This is a genomic window from Beijerinckia sp. L45, from assembly GCF_009765775.1.
In the GTDB taxonomy this organism is placed as follows: Bacteria; Pseudomonadota; Alphaproteobacteria; order Rhizobiales; family Beijerinckiaceae; genus RH-AL1.
The window spans coordinates 34,757-49,832 of the sequence record NZ_LMUU01000178.1 but is presented as its reverse complement, the minus strand read 5'-3'; the positions used below and the strand labels follow the sequence as shown (position 1 = coordinate 49,832).

At 64.0% G+C, this 15,076-nt stretch carries 10 protein-coding genes; 4 read left to right on the top strand and 6 right to left on the bottom strand.

Annotated features, from left to right (window positions below):
* The first annotated feature begins 29 nt into the window (after window positions 1-29).
* Together GSQ79_RS19785 and GSQ79_RS19780 are read left to right on the top strand one after the other, a co-directional pair.
* On the top strand, window positions 30-1,202 hold the full coding sequence (locus GSQ79_RS19785) for an SfnB family sulfur acquisition oxidoreductase (RefSeq protein ID WP_246725455.1): 1,173 nt from the start codon (window positions 30-32) through the stop codon (window positions 1,200-1,202).
* Between the two features lie 3 nt (window positions 1,203-1,205).
* Window positions 1,206-2,609: an LLM class flavin-dependent oxidoreductase gene (locus GSQ79_RS19780; protein ID WP_158810381.1), complete on the top strand. Its 1,404-nt coding sequence runs from the start codon at window positions 1,206-1,208 to the stop codon at window positions 2,607-2,609.
* Window positions 2,610-2,834: 225 nt separating this feature from the next.
* On the opposite strand, the gene GSQ79_RS19775 is transcribed toward GSQ79_RS19780, so the two are convergent.
* The 5 genes from GSQ79_RS19775 to GSQ79_RS19755 form a co-directional block, all read right to left on the bottom strand.
* The gene (locus tag GSQ79_RS19775; RefSeq protein WP_246725450.1) at window positions 2,835-4,349 is read right to left on the bottom strand and encodes an MFS transporter; all 1,515 of its coding nucleotides are present in this window, start codon (window positions 4,347-4,349) and stop codon (window positions 2,835-2,837) included.
* Window positions 4,288-5,094, bottom strand: a complete 807-nt coding sequence (locus tag GSQ79_RS19770; protein WP_158810379.1) for an ABC transporter ATP-binding protein — start codon at window positions 5,092-5,094, stop codon at window positions 4,288-4,290. The genes GSQ79_RS19775 and GSQ79_RS19770 overlap by 62 nt, the downstream gene beginning before the upstream one ends.
* A gap of 1 nt (window position 5,095) precedes the next feature.
* The gene (locus tag GSQ79_RS19765; RefSeq protein ID WP_158810378.1) at window positions 5,096-5,926 is read right to left on the bottom strand and encodes an ABC transporter permease; all 831 of its coding nucleotides are present in this window, start codon (window positions 5,924-5,926) and stop codon (window positions 5,096-5,098) included.
* 3 nt (window positions 5,927-5,929) lie between these two features.
* Window positions 5,930-6,892 carry an aliphatic sulfonate ABC transporter substrate-binding protein gene (locus tag GSQ79_RS19760; protein ID WP_158810377.1) on the bottom strand — a complete coding sequence of 321 codons (963 nt, stop codon included), beginning with the start codon at window positions 6,890-6,892 and terminating at the stop codon, window positions 5,930-5,932.
* Window positions 6,893-7,321: 429 nt separating this feature from the next.
* Window positions 7,322-8,083: an SDR family NAD(P)-dependent oxidoreductase gene (locus GSQ79_RS19755; protein WP_158810376.1), complete on the bottom strand. Its 762-nt coding sequence runs from the start codon at window positions 8,081-8,083 to the stop codon at window positions 7,322-7,324.
* A 100-nt stretch (window positions 8,084-8,183) separates the two neighbouring features.
* Here GSQ79_RS19755 and GSQ79_RS19750 point away from each other — a divergent pair, with 100 nt between their 5' ends.
* Window positions 8,184-9,080, top strand: a complete 897-nt coding sequence (locus GSQ79_RS19750; RefSeq protein WP_158810375.1) for a LysR family transcriptional regulator — start codon at window positions 8,184-8,186, stop codon at window positions 9,078-9,080.
* A 388-nt stretch (window positions 9,081-9,468) separates the two neighbouring features.
* Here GSQ79_RS19750 and GSQ79_RS19745 read toward each other — a convergent pair whose 3' ends face one another.
* Window positions 9,469-13,638: a sulfite reductase subunit alpha gene (locus GSQ79_RS19745; protein WP_158810374.1), complete on the bottom strand. Its 4,170-nt coding sequence runs from the start codon at window positions 13,636-13,638 to the stop codon at window positions 9,469-9,471.
* 529 nt (window positions 13,639-14,167) lie between these two features.
* Here GSQ79_RS19745 and GSQ79_RS19740 point away from each other — a divergent pair.
* Window positions 14,168-15,046 (top strand): aldo/keto reductase family oxidoreductase, encoded by an 879-nt coding sequence (locus GSQ79_RS19740; protein WP_158810373.1) that lies wholly within the window; start codon window positions 14,168-14,170, stop codon window positions 15,044-15,046.
* Window positions 15,047-15,076: the final 30 nt, after the last annotated feature.

Sequence of the window (15,076 nt, the reverse complement as noted above, 5' to 3'; positions counted from 1 at the left end):
TACCGGTCCGCCAGCAGGCGGCGCGACGTCTGCGCGACGACGCCGAGGCGCTTGCCGCGGCCCACGAGCTCGCAGCCACCTTCGCGAAAGGCGCGTCCGAACGAGACCGCGAACGGCGCCTGCCGTGGGCGGAGATCGAGCTCTATTCCGGCAGCGGCCTCCTCGCGATGACCGTGCCCAGGGACTATGGTGGTGCCGGTGTCTCGGCCGTGACGCTGGCCGAAGTCATCGCCATCATATCCGCGGCGGATGGCAGCCTCGGCCAGATCCCGCAGAGCCATTTCTACATGGTGGAGGCGCTGCGCCTCGGCGCGCCCGAGGCGATGAAGCGCTTCTTCTTCCAGCGGGTTTTGGAGGGTGACCGCCTCGGCAACGCGCTGAGCGAAATCGGCGGCAAGCATGCCGCGGACTACAAGACCTATGTCCGACGCGACGGCGACCAGTGGCGCCTCGACGGCCGCAAGTTCTACTGCACGGGCGCGTTGTTCGCGCATTGGGTCGCCTGCGTTGCGGTGACCCAAGACCCGCGCCGCCGCCACATCTGCTTTCTCCCGCGCGACGCGACGCCCGGCCTGACGCTTGTCGACGACTGGTCCGGCTTCGGGCAGAAGACGACCGGTAGCGGCACCACCATTTTTGACGGCATTCTGGTCCCCGCCGATCGCGTGTTCGACCACGAGACGGCGTTCGAGAACCGCACGCGGATGGGCTCCTTCGCTCAGCTCATCCATGCCGCCATCGACGTCGGCATCGCGCGGGGCGCCTTCACCATCGGGCTCGACCATCTGCGCAAGCATGCGCGGCCATATGGCGCCAGCGGCATCGACAAGGTCACCGACGATCCGCATATGATCGCCAGCGTGGGCGACCTCAAGGTGCGGATGACCGCGGCCGATGCGATGCTGGAGCGCGCCGGCGAAGCGGTGGAGCGGGCCGGGCGCGAGCCGAGCGACGACACCGTCATCGCCGCTTCGATCGCCGTCGCCGAAGCCAAGATCGTGGCGAACGACGTGGCGCTGCTGCTGGGTTCGAAACTGTTCGAGCTGACCGGCACGCGCGCGGTCCTCGAGCACTTGAACCTCGACATTTTCTGGCGCAATGCCCGCACCCACACGCTGCACGATCCGGTGCGCTGGAAATATCATTTCGTCGGTGACTACTGGCTCAACGACAGGCCGCCGCCATCGACGGGAACGCTCTAGCTCATGGCGCGGGAAATCCTCTTCAACGCCTTCGCGATGAACTGCGTCGGGCATCAGTCGCCAGGCCTGTGGCGCCACCCCGACGATCGCACGACCGACTACACGTCGTTGGCCTATTGGGCCGATCTCGCCCGCCTGCTGGAACGCGGCAAGTTCGACGCGCTGTTTCTCGCCGACGTGCTCGGCGCCTATGATGTGTATGGTGGGACTCCGGATGCCGCGTTGCGCGGCGGCGTGCAGGTGCCGGTCAACGATCCGATGATGCTCGTCTCGGCCATGGCGCTGGTGACCGACCACCTCGGCTTCGGTGTGACGGCCAACCTCTCCTACGAGCCGCCCTACGTCTTCGCCCGCAGGCTTTCCACCCTCGATCACCTCACCAAGGGCCGGATCGGCTGGAACATCGTGACGGGCTATCTCGACAGCGCGGCGCGCGGCATGGGTGAGAGTCGGCAGCGCGGTCACGACGACCGTTACGATGTCGCGGACGAATTTCTGGCAGTCGTCTACAAACTCTGGCAGGAGAGTTGGGATGACGATGCCGTCGCCGCCGACAAGGCGCGCGGCGTCTATGCCGATCCGGCCCTCGTGCATCGCGTCACCCATCGAGGCGCGCATTATGACGTCGATGCCATCCACCTTGCGGAGCCGTCACCGCAGCGCACGCCGGTCCTGTTTCAAGCCGGGTCTTCGTCCAAAGGTCGCGATTTCGCCGCGCGCCATGCGGAATGCGTCTTTGTGTCCGGGCCGTCGGCGAAGGTCATCGCACCGCGCGTCGCCGCGATCCGGGCGGCCGCGTTGCCCTACGGGCGCGGGCGCGAAGCCATCAAGATCTTCTCGATGATGACGGTGATCATCGGCGTGACGGAGGCCGAGGCGCAGACGAAACTCGTCGCGCAGCGGGCGCTGGCCAGCCCCGAAGGCGGCCTGGTGCTGATGTCGGGCTGGACCGGCGTTGATTTTTCGCAGTTCGATCTCGACGACGAGGTGCGGCACGTCGAGAACGATGCGGGGCGCACCGCGATGGACAACATCACCCGCGCCGATCCCGGACGCACCTGGACCGTCCGCGAGGTCGCTCAGCATGTCGCCTTGGGCGGCATCGGGCCGCTGATCGTCGGAACGCCGTCGCAGGTGGCGGATGCGTTGGAAGCCTGGGTCGACGAGACCGATGTCGACGGGTTCAATCTGGCGTTCACGATCATGCCCGGAAGCTTCGCGGATATCGTCGATTATCTCGTGCCGGAACTGCAGAGGCGTGGGCGTTACAAGCGTGCCTATCGCGAAGGGTCATTGCGCCACAAGCTTTTCCAAGATGGTCCGCGCCTCAAGGTGCCGCATCCTGCGGTGCGGCGCGATAAGATTGGCATCAAACAAGAGCAAGATGCGGAGACGGTGACGGCCTAGGGATGAAACCTTAAAGAAGCCGGCATTCGGCGTCGTCGTCGTTCCTACAGTGTCATCCCGGGGCGCACCGGAGGTGCAAACCCGGGATTCATGCACACCGGTTCGAAGAAACAAACACCATCTTGCAGCCTATCTGCATCTACGGTTTCATGGATCCCGGGCTCGCGCTGCGCGCGACCCAGGATGACATTGCTGGCTATGCTTTCGTCTGGGTTGATGACGCTGTCACGATGCCAGTACCGTCACGTGATCCACCGGCGCGACAGGGTCGGTGTCACGGTTGCTCTCAGCCTCGACGCCATACGCCTCGCCGGCGCGATCGCGCATCAACAACGCCGCGACCAAACTGATCGCTGCCGCGATGGCGATGTAGCAGCTGATCGCGAACGACGTGCCGAACTGGTGCAGCAGCCATGTCGCGACCAGCGGCGCCGGGCCGGCCGAGGTGACGGAGGCCAGCTGGTAGCCGAGCGACGAGCCGGTGTAGCGAACGTTCGGCGGAAAGGCCTCCGCGATGAACGCGGCCTGGGGCCCGTACTGCATGTCATGCACCACGAAGGAGAGGATGACGGCAACCACGACGAGGCCGCTGCTGGCCGTGTTCAGCAGCCAGTAGTATGGAAATGCAAAGGCCAGCATGGCTGCAGCCCCAGCGATGTAGAAGCGCCGGCGGCCGAGGCGATCGGACAGATAGCCGAAGAGCGGCGTGGTCACCAGCGACACCGCCGAGGCCGCCAATACGGCGTTGAACAGGAACGGCCGGCTCAGGTGAAGTTGGCTCGTGCCGTAGGACAGCAGAAAAGTGCTGAACAGGAAGAAGGGTGCCGTCTGACCCGAGCGGATCAGGCAGGTCAGCACGATGGCGCGGCCATGGTGACGGATGGCCTCGAGGGCGGGGGCTACAGAAAGTTTGTGCCGTGCCTGCAGATCGGAGAAGACCGGCGTTTCCGTCAAGCCGATGCGGATCGCGATGCCGACACCGATGAGCACGGCGCTGAGAAGAAACGGAATGCGCCATCCCACGCGCTCGAACCACTCCGGCGATCCAAAGCGCGAGACGATGGTCAGCACGCCGACGGCCAGCAGCATGCCGAGCGGCGAGCCGAACTGCGGCCAGCTGCCGGCGAGTCCGCGGCGCCCCGCGAAGCGTGACCATTCCGTCGAGGTCGCGACGGCGCCGCCCCATTCGCCGCCGACGCCAAAGCCTTGGAGCAATCGCAGCGCCGTCAGGGCGACCGCGCCCCGGATCCCGATCGAGTCGTAGGTTGGCACGAGGCCGATCAGGACGGTACTGACGCCCATCAGCAACAGCGTCGCGACCAGCGTGCGCTTGCGCCCGATGCGGTCGCCGAAATGCCCAAAAACGACGGCGCCGAGCGGCCGGGCGATGAAACCAAGAAAGAACGTCGAGAAGGATAACAGCGTCGCCGCAAAGGGATCGAAGGCCGGAAAGTACAGCTTGCCGAAAACGAGGGCAGCCACCAGTCCGTAAAGGTAGAAATCATACCATTCGATCGTCGTGCCGATGGTCGCTGCGAGAACCGCGCGGCGCGCCTGCCGGCGTTCCCGATCGAAATGGGCCGCAGCCCCTGGCGCCGCGGGGCCGGGCGTCGCATCGGCGAGAAGGATCGTCATGCCGCGCGCTCGCGTCGGCTCGGTCGAATCATCGGCAAAGCGTTCATGACCACATCTGTCCTTGGTGTTGGATTGCTGCCGCACGATCCGCGCGGTCTCGCGCATTGGCTTCGTCCGAACGTCCGAGGGATCGATCGAGGCTCGCGCGCAGCCGTCGCTTCGTGGCGTCGAACGCCGCGCTCGACCGTAGGCGCGGTCTGGCGTCCGGTGGCACGACGTCGTCGAAGACGCGGCCGGGTTTGGGCTGCATGACGATGACGCGGTCGGCCAGCACAACGGCTTCCTCGACATCGTGGGTCACCATGAGGATCGTCGGCCGGTACAGCGCCCACAACGCCAGCAGGTGATCCTGCAGACCTTCCCGTGTCATCGCATCCAGCGCCGAAAACGGCTCGTCGAGCAGCAGCACCTTTGGGCGCATCACGAGCGCCCGTGCGAGCGCGATGCGCTGCTGCTGGCCGCCGCTGAGGTCGCGCGGCCAGCGCCGCGCCTGATCCAACAGGCCGACATGCTCCAGCGCCTCGCCGACGCGCCGCCAACGCTCGCGGCCTGAGACGCCGGATAGGCCGAAACCGATGTTGTCCTCGATCTTCCGCCACGGCAGCAACCGCGGTTCCTGGAACACCAGCCCGACCGCCTCGTGGGGCGCGACGATGGCTTGACCATCGAGGGTCACTTGTCCGGTCGATGGCGTTTCGAGACCGGCGACGATACGCAGCAAGCTCGTCTTGCCGCAGCCGGAGGCGCCAAGCACGATCCCGATCTCGCCGGTCCGCAGCGCAATGGACACGCGGGACAGCGCGAGGGTCCCGTCCGGGTATGTCTTTGACAGGGCGTCGACGGTCAGCATGTCACGAGCCCCTGCGATCCGTGTCCTGCCAAACCAGCAGAGGGCGCGTCACGGCCAGGAGGAGAGAGTCGCAGGCCTGGCCGATGATTGCGAAGGTAATCAACGCGACGAGGATCTGATCCGGTTTGCCGAGCTGCTGGCCATCCACGAGCAGGTAGCCGAGGCCCTCCGACGCGCCCATCAATTCCGCGGCGACGACGAACATGAAGCCGAGCCCGAGCCCGGTCCGCAGCGCGACGACCCAGGCCGGAAGCACGGCGGGCAGCAGAATGCGGCGAACCATCTGCAGCTTCGACAGGCGAAAGATGCGCCCGACCTCGACGAGCTTGCGATCGACGGAGCCGATCGCGGCCATGACGCCGAGATAGACGGGAAAGAACACCCCGACCGCGATCAGCGTGATCTTGGACCCCTCGAAAATGCCGAACCACAGGATGAACAGGGGCACCCAGGCGATCGACGGGATCGCGCGCAACGCCTGGATCGTGGGATCGATCAGACGTTTGATCGCAGCGCTTCCGCCGCTCAGCGCGCCGAACGCCGTACCGGTCATCGCGCCAATCGCAAAGCCGATGCCGACCCGCCCTAGCGTTGCCGCGACATGCGCCAGGAGATCCCCACTTCGGGCGAGCGCGACGAAGACCGTGGCGATCCGGCTCGGCGGCGGCATGAGCCGCCCCTCGATCAAACTGGCGCGAACCGCGACCTCCCAGAGGATGAGGATGCCTAGGGGCAATAATAGGCCGAGACCAAAGCCGCGGCGGCTTAACCGCCTTGGTGGCCGGACTTTCGCTTGCGATGGGTCGCCCGCAACACTGTCGATCAAGACCATCGGCTACTTCGCCGAAGCCGCCTGGAACGACGCATCGATGAGCCCGTCGAGGGCGGCCTTGACGTCGGTCGTGGGTGGTAGAACACCGGCGTCTTTCAAAGCCAGACCGGCGGCGAGGATGGATTGCCGCTGCGCTTCGCCGATCTTGCTTTGGGTCAAATCGGTGCGCTGATCGATCTGTCGCGCGATGACCGGCGGCGGCAGCTTCGTCACGGTGGCGAGGATGGCTTTCAAATCGTCGGGATGGGCCAGCGACCACACCCGCGCCGTCTCATAGGCCGTGAGAACCTTTCGGACGGCATCGGGCTGCTCTTTCGCGAAGGCTTCGCGGACATTGAGAATGCCCGGCGTGTTGGCGGCCCGGTCGCGGTAGAACAGCACGTCGCCGTGCTCGATCTCGGCTGTCGCCATGATCGGATCGAGGCCGGCCCAGGCGTCGACGTCGCCGCGATCGAGCGCCGCGCGGCCATCGCCGTGCTGGAGCAGTACGAGCTTAACATCCTTTTCGCTCAGGCCCGCCTTGGCCAAGGCGCGGACGAGGAATACGTGGGGATCGGTGCCGCGGGTGACGGCGACGCGTTTGCCTTTGAGATCGGCGACGGTCTTGATGCCGCTGTCAGGCCGCGTGACGAGCGCGGTCCATTCCGGACTGGAATAGACGTAAACCGCTTTGATCGGGTTGCCGTTGATCCGCGCTACGAGAGAGGCCGAGCCGGCCGTCGATCCGAAATCGATCGACGACGCATTGAGAAACTCGAGCGCCTTGTTGGATCCGAGACTCTGAACCCAACGGATGGTGACGCTACTCTTGGCAAACTCTTTTTCCAGCAAACCTTGCTCTTTGAGAACGAGGCTCACCGGATTGTAGGTCGCGTAATCGATACGGATTTCCTTTAGAGGATCCGCCTGCACCGCACCGCCCGTCGTAAATCCCAAAGCCGCCGCGGTCGCTAAAAGAAGCAACATGCCCCGACGCGATTTCGAAACTGGGGAAGATGCCACGACTAATCCTCGAAATTTTTGTGACACGACGTCACTTCGAGCATCCTATCCTTTTGTATTCTTGCCCTTCCGTCCATTCCAAAGAGCTGCCACGCAAAAGATCTTATGTATCGCTCGATCCTGGTTTTGAAGACACTTCATCTCGATGGGTCACCGCCATTCATAGAAGTCGGATCCGGAAGAGTGTTCCAGTCATCTGGCGCCGTATCTTCTGCCCGTATCAAGACGCCAATGACCGATGGCGTCTGCCGCTACGGATGGTCTCGCAGTCGTCGAACCAAAAGAAACGTTGTCGCAGCCGCACAGAGGCCAACCCGCGCCGCCCGCTCCCAGCTCTGGCGGGAGCGGGCTGGCGCCCTGCTGCCGGGGCAGCCAGCTGCTGCTGAAGCGAACCTACCCCGCGACGCCGCCCGAGATCTCGACCCGCTGCGCGTTGACCCAGCGGTGGTCGTCGGACAGCAGGGACGCGATCATCGGACCGACGTCATCGGGCTGCCCCACGCGGCCGAGCGGGGTCATCGACGCGATCAGCTTGTTCACCTCCGGATTGTCGCGAACCATGCCGCCACTGAAATCGGTTGCGATGGCGCCGGGGGCGACGGTGTTGGCGGTGATCCGGCGGTCGCCGAGTTCCCTGGCCATGTATCGGGTGAGCACCTCGACCGCGCCCTTCATCGCGGCATAGGCGGCGCTGCCGGGATAGCTGAAGCGGGTCAATCCCGAAGACATGTTCACGATCCGGCCGCCGTCCGCCATCAGCGGCAGCAGCGTCTGGGTGAGGAAGAACACGCCCTTGACGTGCACGCGGTAGAGCGCGTCGAAATCCTCTTCCGTCACCTGGGTGATGGGGGCGTGATGCGAGGTGCCCGCGTTGTTGACGAGAAAGTCGAAGCGCTCGACGCCCCATCGGCCAAGCGCGTTTGCCACTTCGCCCGCGAAGGCGGGGAAAACAGCGGTGTCGCCTGTATCGAGCTTTAACGCGGTAGCACGAGCGCCGAGCCCCTCGGCCGCGGCAATGACTTTCGCTGCCTCGCCGTGGTTTGAATTGTAGGTGAAGATCGAATCCACGCCACGGGCGGCAAGCGCCAGGACGGTGGCGCGCCCCAGGCCCCGGCTGCCGCCGGTGATCAAAGCGATGCGAGATTGTTCAGTCATGGAAATACTCCGTTGATGACCAGAGCAAAATAGCTCGACGACGAGAGTTTGATTAGACGAGCATTGCGATCATCATTGTTTTGCGTGAAAAAATAATCGGATGGACCGTCTGACAACGCTCGAGCTTTTCACCCGCATCGTCGATCGCCGCAGTTTTACGGCCGGCGCGTCGGACATGAAGGTCTCCCGTCCCGTCGCGACCGCCGCGATCCAGGCGCTGGAACGGCGACTCGGCACACGGCTGCTCCAGCGGTCGACCCGAAACGTCACGCCGACGGTCGAGGGCGAAATTTACTACGCGCGCTGTCTTGCCATTCTCGCCGATGTCGAGGATGCGGATCGCGGCGCCGGAGGGGCGGTGGCCGGCCGGCTCAGGGTCGACGTGGCGGGTAATCTCGCACGCACGACTGTGCTGCCTGCTCTTCCCAAATTTCTCGCCCGGCATCCCGGGCTTACGGTGCATCTCAGCGAGGGCGAACGCTTCGTGGATCTGGTGCGCGAGGGATTCGACTGCGTGGTGCGTGGTGGCGCGCTCGTCGACAGTGACATGATCGTTCGCCAACTCGGCGCAATGGACGAGATCACCTGCGCGAGTCCGTCGTATCTTGCCGAAAACGGCGTGCCCGCCACCCCCGACGATCTCGCCGGGCATTCTATGGTCGGCTTCGTCTCGTCGCGCACCGGCCAAGTCTTGCCGCTGGAATTTACCCGGGGAGGAACCACGATCGAGATCGTGTTGCCGGCGCGCATTCTCGTCAACGGCGCCGACGCCTATACGACCGCCGCACGGCTTGGTCTCGGGCTGTTTCAGTCGCCACGCTATCGCGTTGCCCGCGACCTTGCGGCAGGCACGCTGATCGAGGTGCTTTCCGCCTTTCCGCCTACGTCGACGCCGCTGTCGATCCTTTATCCCACCAGCCGCCAGCTTTCGCCGCGGGTGCGCGTCTTTGTCGATTGGCTCGTCGAGATCCTGAGCCCGCTGACGCGCGCCCCATGATGGCGTCGTGCAGCGTCTGCGACAAGGAACGCGACGCGATCCGCCCCTTGGACTAAGGAGGGCCATGCGCATCATTGTTGCACGGGCGCCACATCTGAATCGCGGAGCTGGCCTCACCATTTTTGCGTCACGACGCGTCACGCGTCACCATTCCGTTCGCTTGGACAAAGTGAGGATGGGCGCTGCGGGCGCGAGCATCAAGATCCAGCGCTTGCGTCGATTTTCGCAATTGCACATCCGCGCGAAGAAGCCTGGTCGGCGCAGCAGGCTGGTCGGGGCAAAGCGGCGACGGCCTCAGTAGCCAGCCCGCGAAGGCAAGCCGACAGAACGTTATTTTTAAGACCACGCTTGGCGGCTTTCACCTGATCCGCATCAGGACCCGTTGGCCTCAGTAGACGTCGCGGACATAGCGCTTTTCTGCGGCCATTCTGGCGACGTAGCGATCGGCCTCCGACTCGTCCAAATCACCAAACGTCGCAATCACCTGCTTCAAAGTGGCATCGACATCCCTAGCCATGCGGCTCGCGTCGCCACAGACATAGAAGTAGGCGCCATCCTGCAGCCAATTCCACAACGCAGCACCTTCAGACAGCATGCGGTGCTGGACGTAGATCTTCTCCGGCTGGTCCCGGGAGAACGCAGTGTCCAGCCGGGCGAGATGACCGCTGCTTTGCCATCCCTCGAGCTCCTCGCGATAGTAGAAATCGGAAGCCGATGTCTGCTCGCCGAAAAACAGCCAGTTCCGGCCCTTGGCGCCGATGGCTTCCCTCTCCTGAAGAAAGGCGATGAACGGCGCGACGCCGGTGCCTGGGCCGACCATGATGATCGGCACGCTCGGATCCTTGGGAAGACGAAAGTTGGCGGACTTCTGGATGAAGATGGGTACGGCGCCGTCCTGCGCACGATCGGCTAAGTAGGTGGATGACACACCTTTTCGGGCCCGGCCGGCAAGATCGTAGCGGACGACAGAGACGGTCAGATGCACCTGGTTTTCGTGACGTCTCGGGCTTGAAGAAATCGAGTAAAGGCGCGGCTGCAGCTTTTTCAGGGTCCCGATCAGCTCGCTTGGGGACACGGAAATCGGCGACGCCTTGATCAAATCGATGACGTGGTGATCGGCAAGCCATTCGTTTTGCGTGTTTCGATCCGCTGCCAGCAAAGCCCGAAGCGCTTCGTCATTTGACCGCGCGGCCCACCATTTGAGAAGGTCGGGCGTCACGCGCGCGATGTCGAGCTTTGTCGTCAGGGCGTCGGTTAGCGTCATGGCGACACCGTCCAGTGTCACACCATCGGAAGCGGAGAAATTCATCGCCTCGATCATCTCCGCCACGTGATCCGGGCAATTCGTCGGCCAGATGCCGAGAGCGTCACCGGGCTCGTAGGCCGGACCACCGCTGCCGAGATCGAACGCGAAATGCCGGATTTCCTTGGCGCTTCCGGGCGCGTTGAGGATGCGGTTGCCGACCAGGCGTGATGCAAAGGGATTTTTGCGGCTGAAGACCGTGCCCGGGCTTTGAGCGACGTCAGGTGCGGCAAGGGATTGTGCGGTGTTACGGTCGAGGCCCGCTTCGGCGAAGGCCGTCGCGAGCGCTTCGCCGACGCGCGTCCGCCACTCCGCCCTCTCATCCTCGTGATCCGGTTCGCAATCCAAGCGGTCGATCAGGCGACGCGCGCCGAGCGTGTCCAGGCGCGCATCGAGCTTGCGCCCAAATCCGCAGAACTGGTCGTAGCTGCTGTCGCCGAACGCCAGGACGGCGTAATTCAGGTTCGTCAGGGCGGGGACGACGGCGCCGTTCAAGGTCTTCCAGAATTCGACGCCATTGTCCGGTGGATCGCCGTCGCCAAAGGTGCTCGTGACGACCAACAAAAAATGCTCGGAGGGGAGGCGCGAGATATCGTACTGGTCCATCGCGCAGAGCCGGACTTTGTCCGTCTCGCGTTCGAGCTGCGTCGCGACGGATTGTGCGAACGCTTCGGCATTGCCGGTCTGGGACGCCCACAAGACGGTCACGCCACGTTTGACGGATTTTCGGTCGTCGATCGGGGCATTCTTTTGCGGTCCTGGTGACGCATCGTCGTGACGATCGTCCGTCGCGCCGCGCGAAAAGAGCCCGGCGAGCATCCCATCCAGATAGAGCCTTTTCTCGATGTTGAACGGCGAGGTCGTCGGCACCGTCGGAACGGCGCCGGAGCGCTTCGGCTCGGCAGCGAGTCCGGCAAGGAAGCCTTGGAGATAAAGGCGCTCGTCACTGTCGAATGTCGGAGGCACGGCGGTTTCGATACCCACGAGGCGGGAGAAGGCGAGCACGGCCGGCGAGGGCTGCGCGGCGCCAGCCGGTGATGATGAAAACTCTGCCACGGTGGTCGCGACCTCCAATTGGTGATCCGAAGCTCGAACCTCGTGGTTTACGGTGCGCTCGAGCTCGATCGCGCAGTGCTTGAATTCGGGTTGAAACGACAGCGGGTCGACGGCGTCGTTGGTGAGCGCGTTGACGGCGATATCCTCGCCGTAGACATCGTTCCAGTGGAACGGCGCGAAGCAGGTGCCTTGCCGCACGCGATCCGTCACGACGGCTGGCAGGAAGATACGTCCGCGCCGGGAGCGAACCTCAATCCGATCCTTCGCCGTAATCCCGCGGTCCTGTGCATCGGCCGGATGGATTTCCAGAAAGGGCGCGGGATTAAGTTTGTTCAACGTCGGGATTTTGCCGGTCTTGGTCAGCGTATGCCATTGGTGCTGCAGGCGGCCCGAGCTCAAGACCAACGGGAATGTGGGGTCGGGCAATTCGGCGGCCGCCATGTGCGGCCGCGCGAGAAAAGCCGCCTTTCCAGACGGGGTCGGGAAGGTCAGCGCGGGCCGGCTACCGTCCTCGCGGATTCGTACGGGCTGACTGATGCCGTCGTTGGTGTAGCGGATGGGATTGCGATCGGCTGAATCCGCGGCGGCTATAGGCCACTGCAGCGGCGTCTCCGCGAGGCGCCGGTGACTGGCGCCACGGATGTCCCAGCCGGTCTTCGGATTCCACGCGCGCTTGAACTCGTCGAAGATCTCGCTTGCGGACGAATAAGCAAATGCGTCGCCGTACCCCATCGCTTGCGCGACGCGCGCGATGATCTCCCAGTCGGCGACGGCATCGCCCGGCGGTTCGACCGCCTTTGGCATCAGCGTCATGTTGCGTTCCGAGTTCACCATGACGCCTTCGGCCTCCGCCCATAGCGCGCCGGGCAGCATGATGTCGGCGTACATGTTCGTCTCGGTATCGAGAAACGCGTCCTGCGTGATCACGAGATCGGCGGCCTTCAAACCATCGATCACGTTCTGGCGGTTGGGAAGCGTGGCGACGGGATTGGTGCAGATGATCCACACGGCCTTCACCGTGCCGGCTTTCAGCGCCTTGAACATGGACACGGCGCCGTCGCCGACGGTAGCGCGCAGGTTGCCTTGCGGCAGTCCCCAGAGGCCCTCGACGAAAGTCCGATCGGCGGCGTCGAAGAGCGACCGCTGGCCGGGCAGACCCGCGCCCATATAGCCGACGTCGCGACCGCCCATCGCGTTCGGCTGGCCGGTCAGCGAGAACGGACCACTCCCGAGACGGCAGATCTTGCCCGTCGCCAGATGCAGATTGCAGAGCGTGTTGGTGTTCCAGGTGCCGTGGGTGCTCTGATTGAGGCCCATGGTCCACAGGCTCATCCATTCCGGAGCGTTACCGATCAGCTCTGCCGCCTTGCGCAGATCCGCCTCGGGAAGACCCGTTATTTCGGCGACGACGGCCGGCGGATAATCCGCCACGAGGGGCGGAATGGTCTCCCATCCCTCGGTGAACTCGGCGATGAAGGCCGAATCCGTTCGGCCGTTCTCGATGAGAAGGTGCAGGAGCCCGTTCATCAAAGCGAGGTCGGTCCCGGGTCTGATCTGAAGAAACAGATCGGCCTTGTCCGCCGTCGCGGTCCGGCGCGGGTCGACGACGATCAGTTTGGCGCCGGCTTTGACGCGATCCATCATCCGCAAGAACAGGATCGGATGACAATCCGCCATGTTCGCGCCGATGACGAAGAACAGGTCGGCGTGGTCGAGGTCCTGGTAGGAGCCCGGCGGCGCGTCGGCGCCAAGCGACATCTTGTAGCCGAAGCCGGCGCTCGCCATGCACAGCCGCGAATTCGACTCCATGTGCCGCGTCTGGATGAAACCCTTGGCGAGCTTGTTGGACAGATACTGAGCCTCCAGCGACATCTGGCCGGAGACGTAGAAGGCGATGGCGTCCGGCCCGTGGGCCTCTTTGATGGCGTTCAGGCGTCTGGCGGTTTCCGCGATGGCGCGGTCGAGCGGGACCGATACGTGATCCTTGCTGGCAGGGTGACGCATTTGCGCCTTGTCGAGGCGTCCGGGCTGGGCGATCGCTTGATTGCAGGTGCTGCCTTTCGTGCAAAGGCGTCCAAAGTTCGAAGGATGACTTTTATCCCCGGCGACCTTGACGACGCGCCCATCGTCGACATGAAGCACTATGCCGCACCCGACGCCGCAGTAGGGGCACACGCTTTTGACGCTGCTCTTAGCCATGCGGGTCACCGCGACAGCTTCGGTGCCAATTTTGCGTCTGTTGATCCATTCGAGTCCGTAACGGTGGCGGATCCCGAGGGACCACAAGATCCTAGGATTGCACCCAAGCAGCGCAGGTTGCCCAAGACGGCGGCAACATTGACCCTTCGGCAGTCGATTAGCGGGTCTTTGTCTTTCCGCCGCGGTTCAACCTCGCTCCGAAAGGCCCTCAGACCATGACATGAGCAAATCGGAGGCCAGACCGATTGTCGTCAAGATAAGTGTGCGCGGCATCGGGGTCGCATGCGGATCGGTCGCTCGCCGGTGCCTTGCAAAACACGATCACGCTGATGCTTGAAACGGACGCGCCACGGCACGCACGCCGATCGTCCAGGGCGTCGAACCTGGCACCGGAGGCGATTACGGCCCATGACTGGAGGGTCCTTGGCAGCTCACTGTTCAGCGCGCTGAACAGCCCATGTTGATCAAGCTTGCTTATCGCCTCAGCCTGCCCTGGCTACATGAAGGTCGACACACCGGAGCACAGCCAATGATCGACCTCAGCAAAGCCGCGACTTACAAACTCGGCAGTCATACCGTGAAGCGTCTGGGCTACGGCGCGATGCAACTCGTAGGTCCCCACGTATTCGGCCCGCCGAAGGATCGCGATGGTGCGCTAGCCGTGTTGCGCGAGGCCGTGGCCAGCGGCGTCAACCACATCGACACCAGCGATTTCTACGGTCCGCACATCACCAACCAGGTCATCCGCGAGGCGCTGCATCCCTACAGCGATGACCTCGTCATCGTCACCAAGATCGGTGCGAAGCGAGGCGCTGACGGTTCGTGGAACCCGGCCTTCTCGGCCAAGGACCTGACCGACGCGGTGCACGACAATCTTCGCAACCTCGGTCTCGAGGCGCTTGACGTCGTCAACCTGCGGATCATGTTCGACATGGGTCCGGCTGAAGGATCGATCGCGGCCCCGCTCACCGTGTTGGCGGAGTTGCAGAGGCAGGGGCTCGTCCGGCACATCGGCCTGAGCAACGTGACGCCGAAGCAGGTCGCCGAGGGACGGGCCCTTGCAGAGATCGTCTGCGTGCAGAACCTCTACAACCTCGCTCACCGCAACGATGATGCGATGATCGACGATCTGGCCGAGGCGGGGATTGCCTATGTGCCGTTTTTTCCGCTCGGCGGATTCACCCCGCTCCAGTCGACGGCATTGAGCGGCGTTGCCTCGAGCCTGGGCGTGACGCCGATGCAGGTTGCGCTCGCGTGGCTGTTGCAGCGTGCGCCAAACATTCTGCTGATCCCCGGCACGTCCTCGGTGGAGCACCTTCGGGAAAACCTCGCGGCTGGCGATCTCCATCTCTCGAAGGAAGCCTTGGCTGGGCTCGACCGGATCGGTTTGGAAGCCTCGGCCGCCTGAGCGTCCGAAGCGTAACGGCACCGGCGAAGC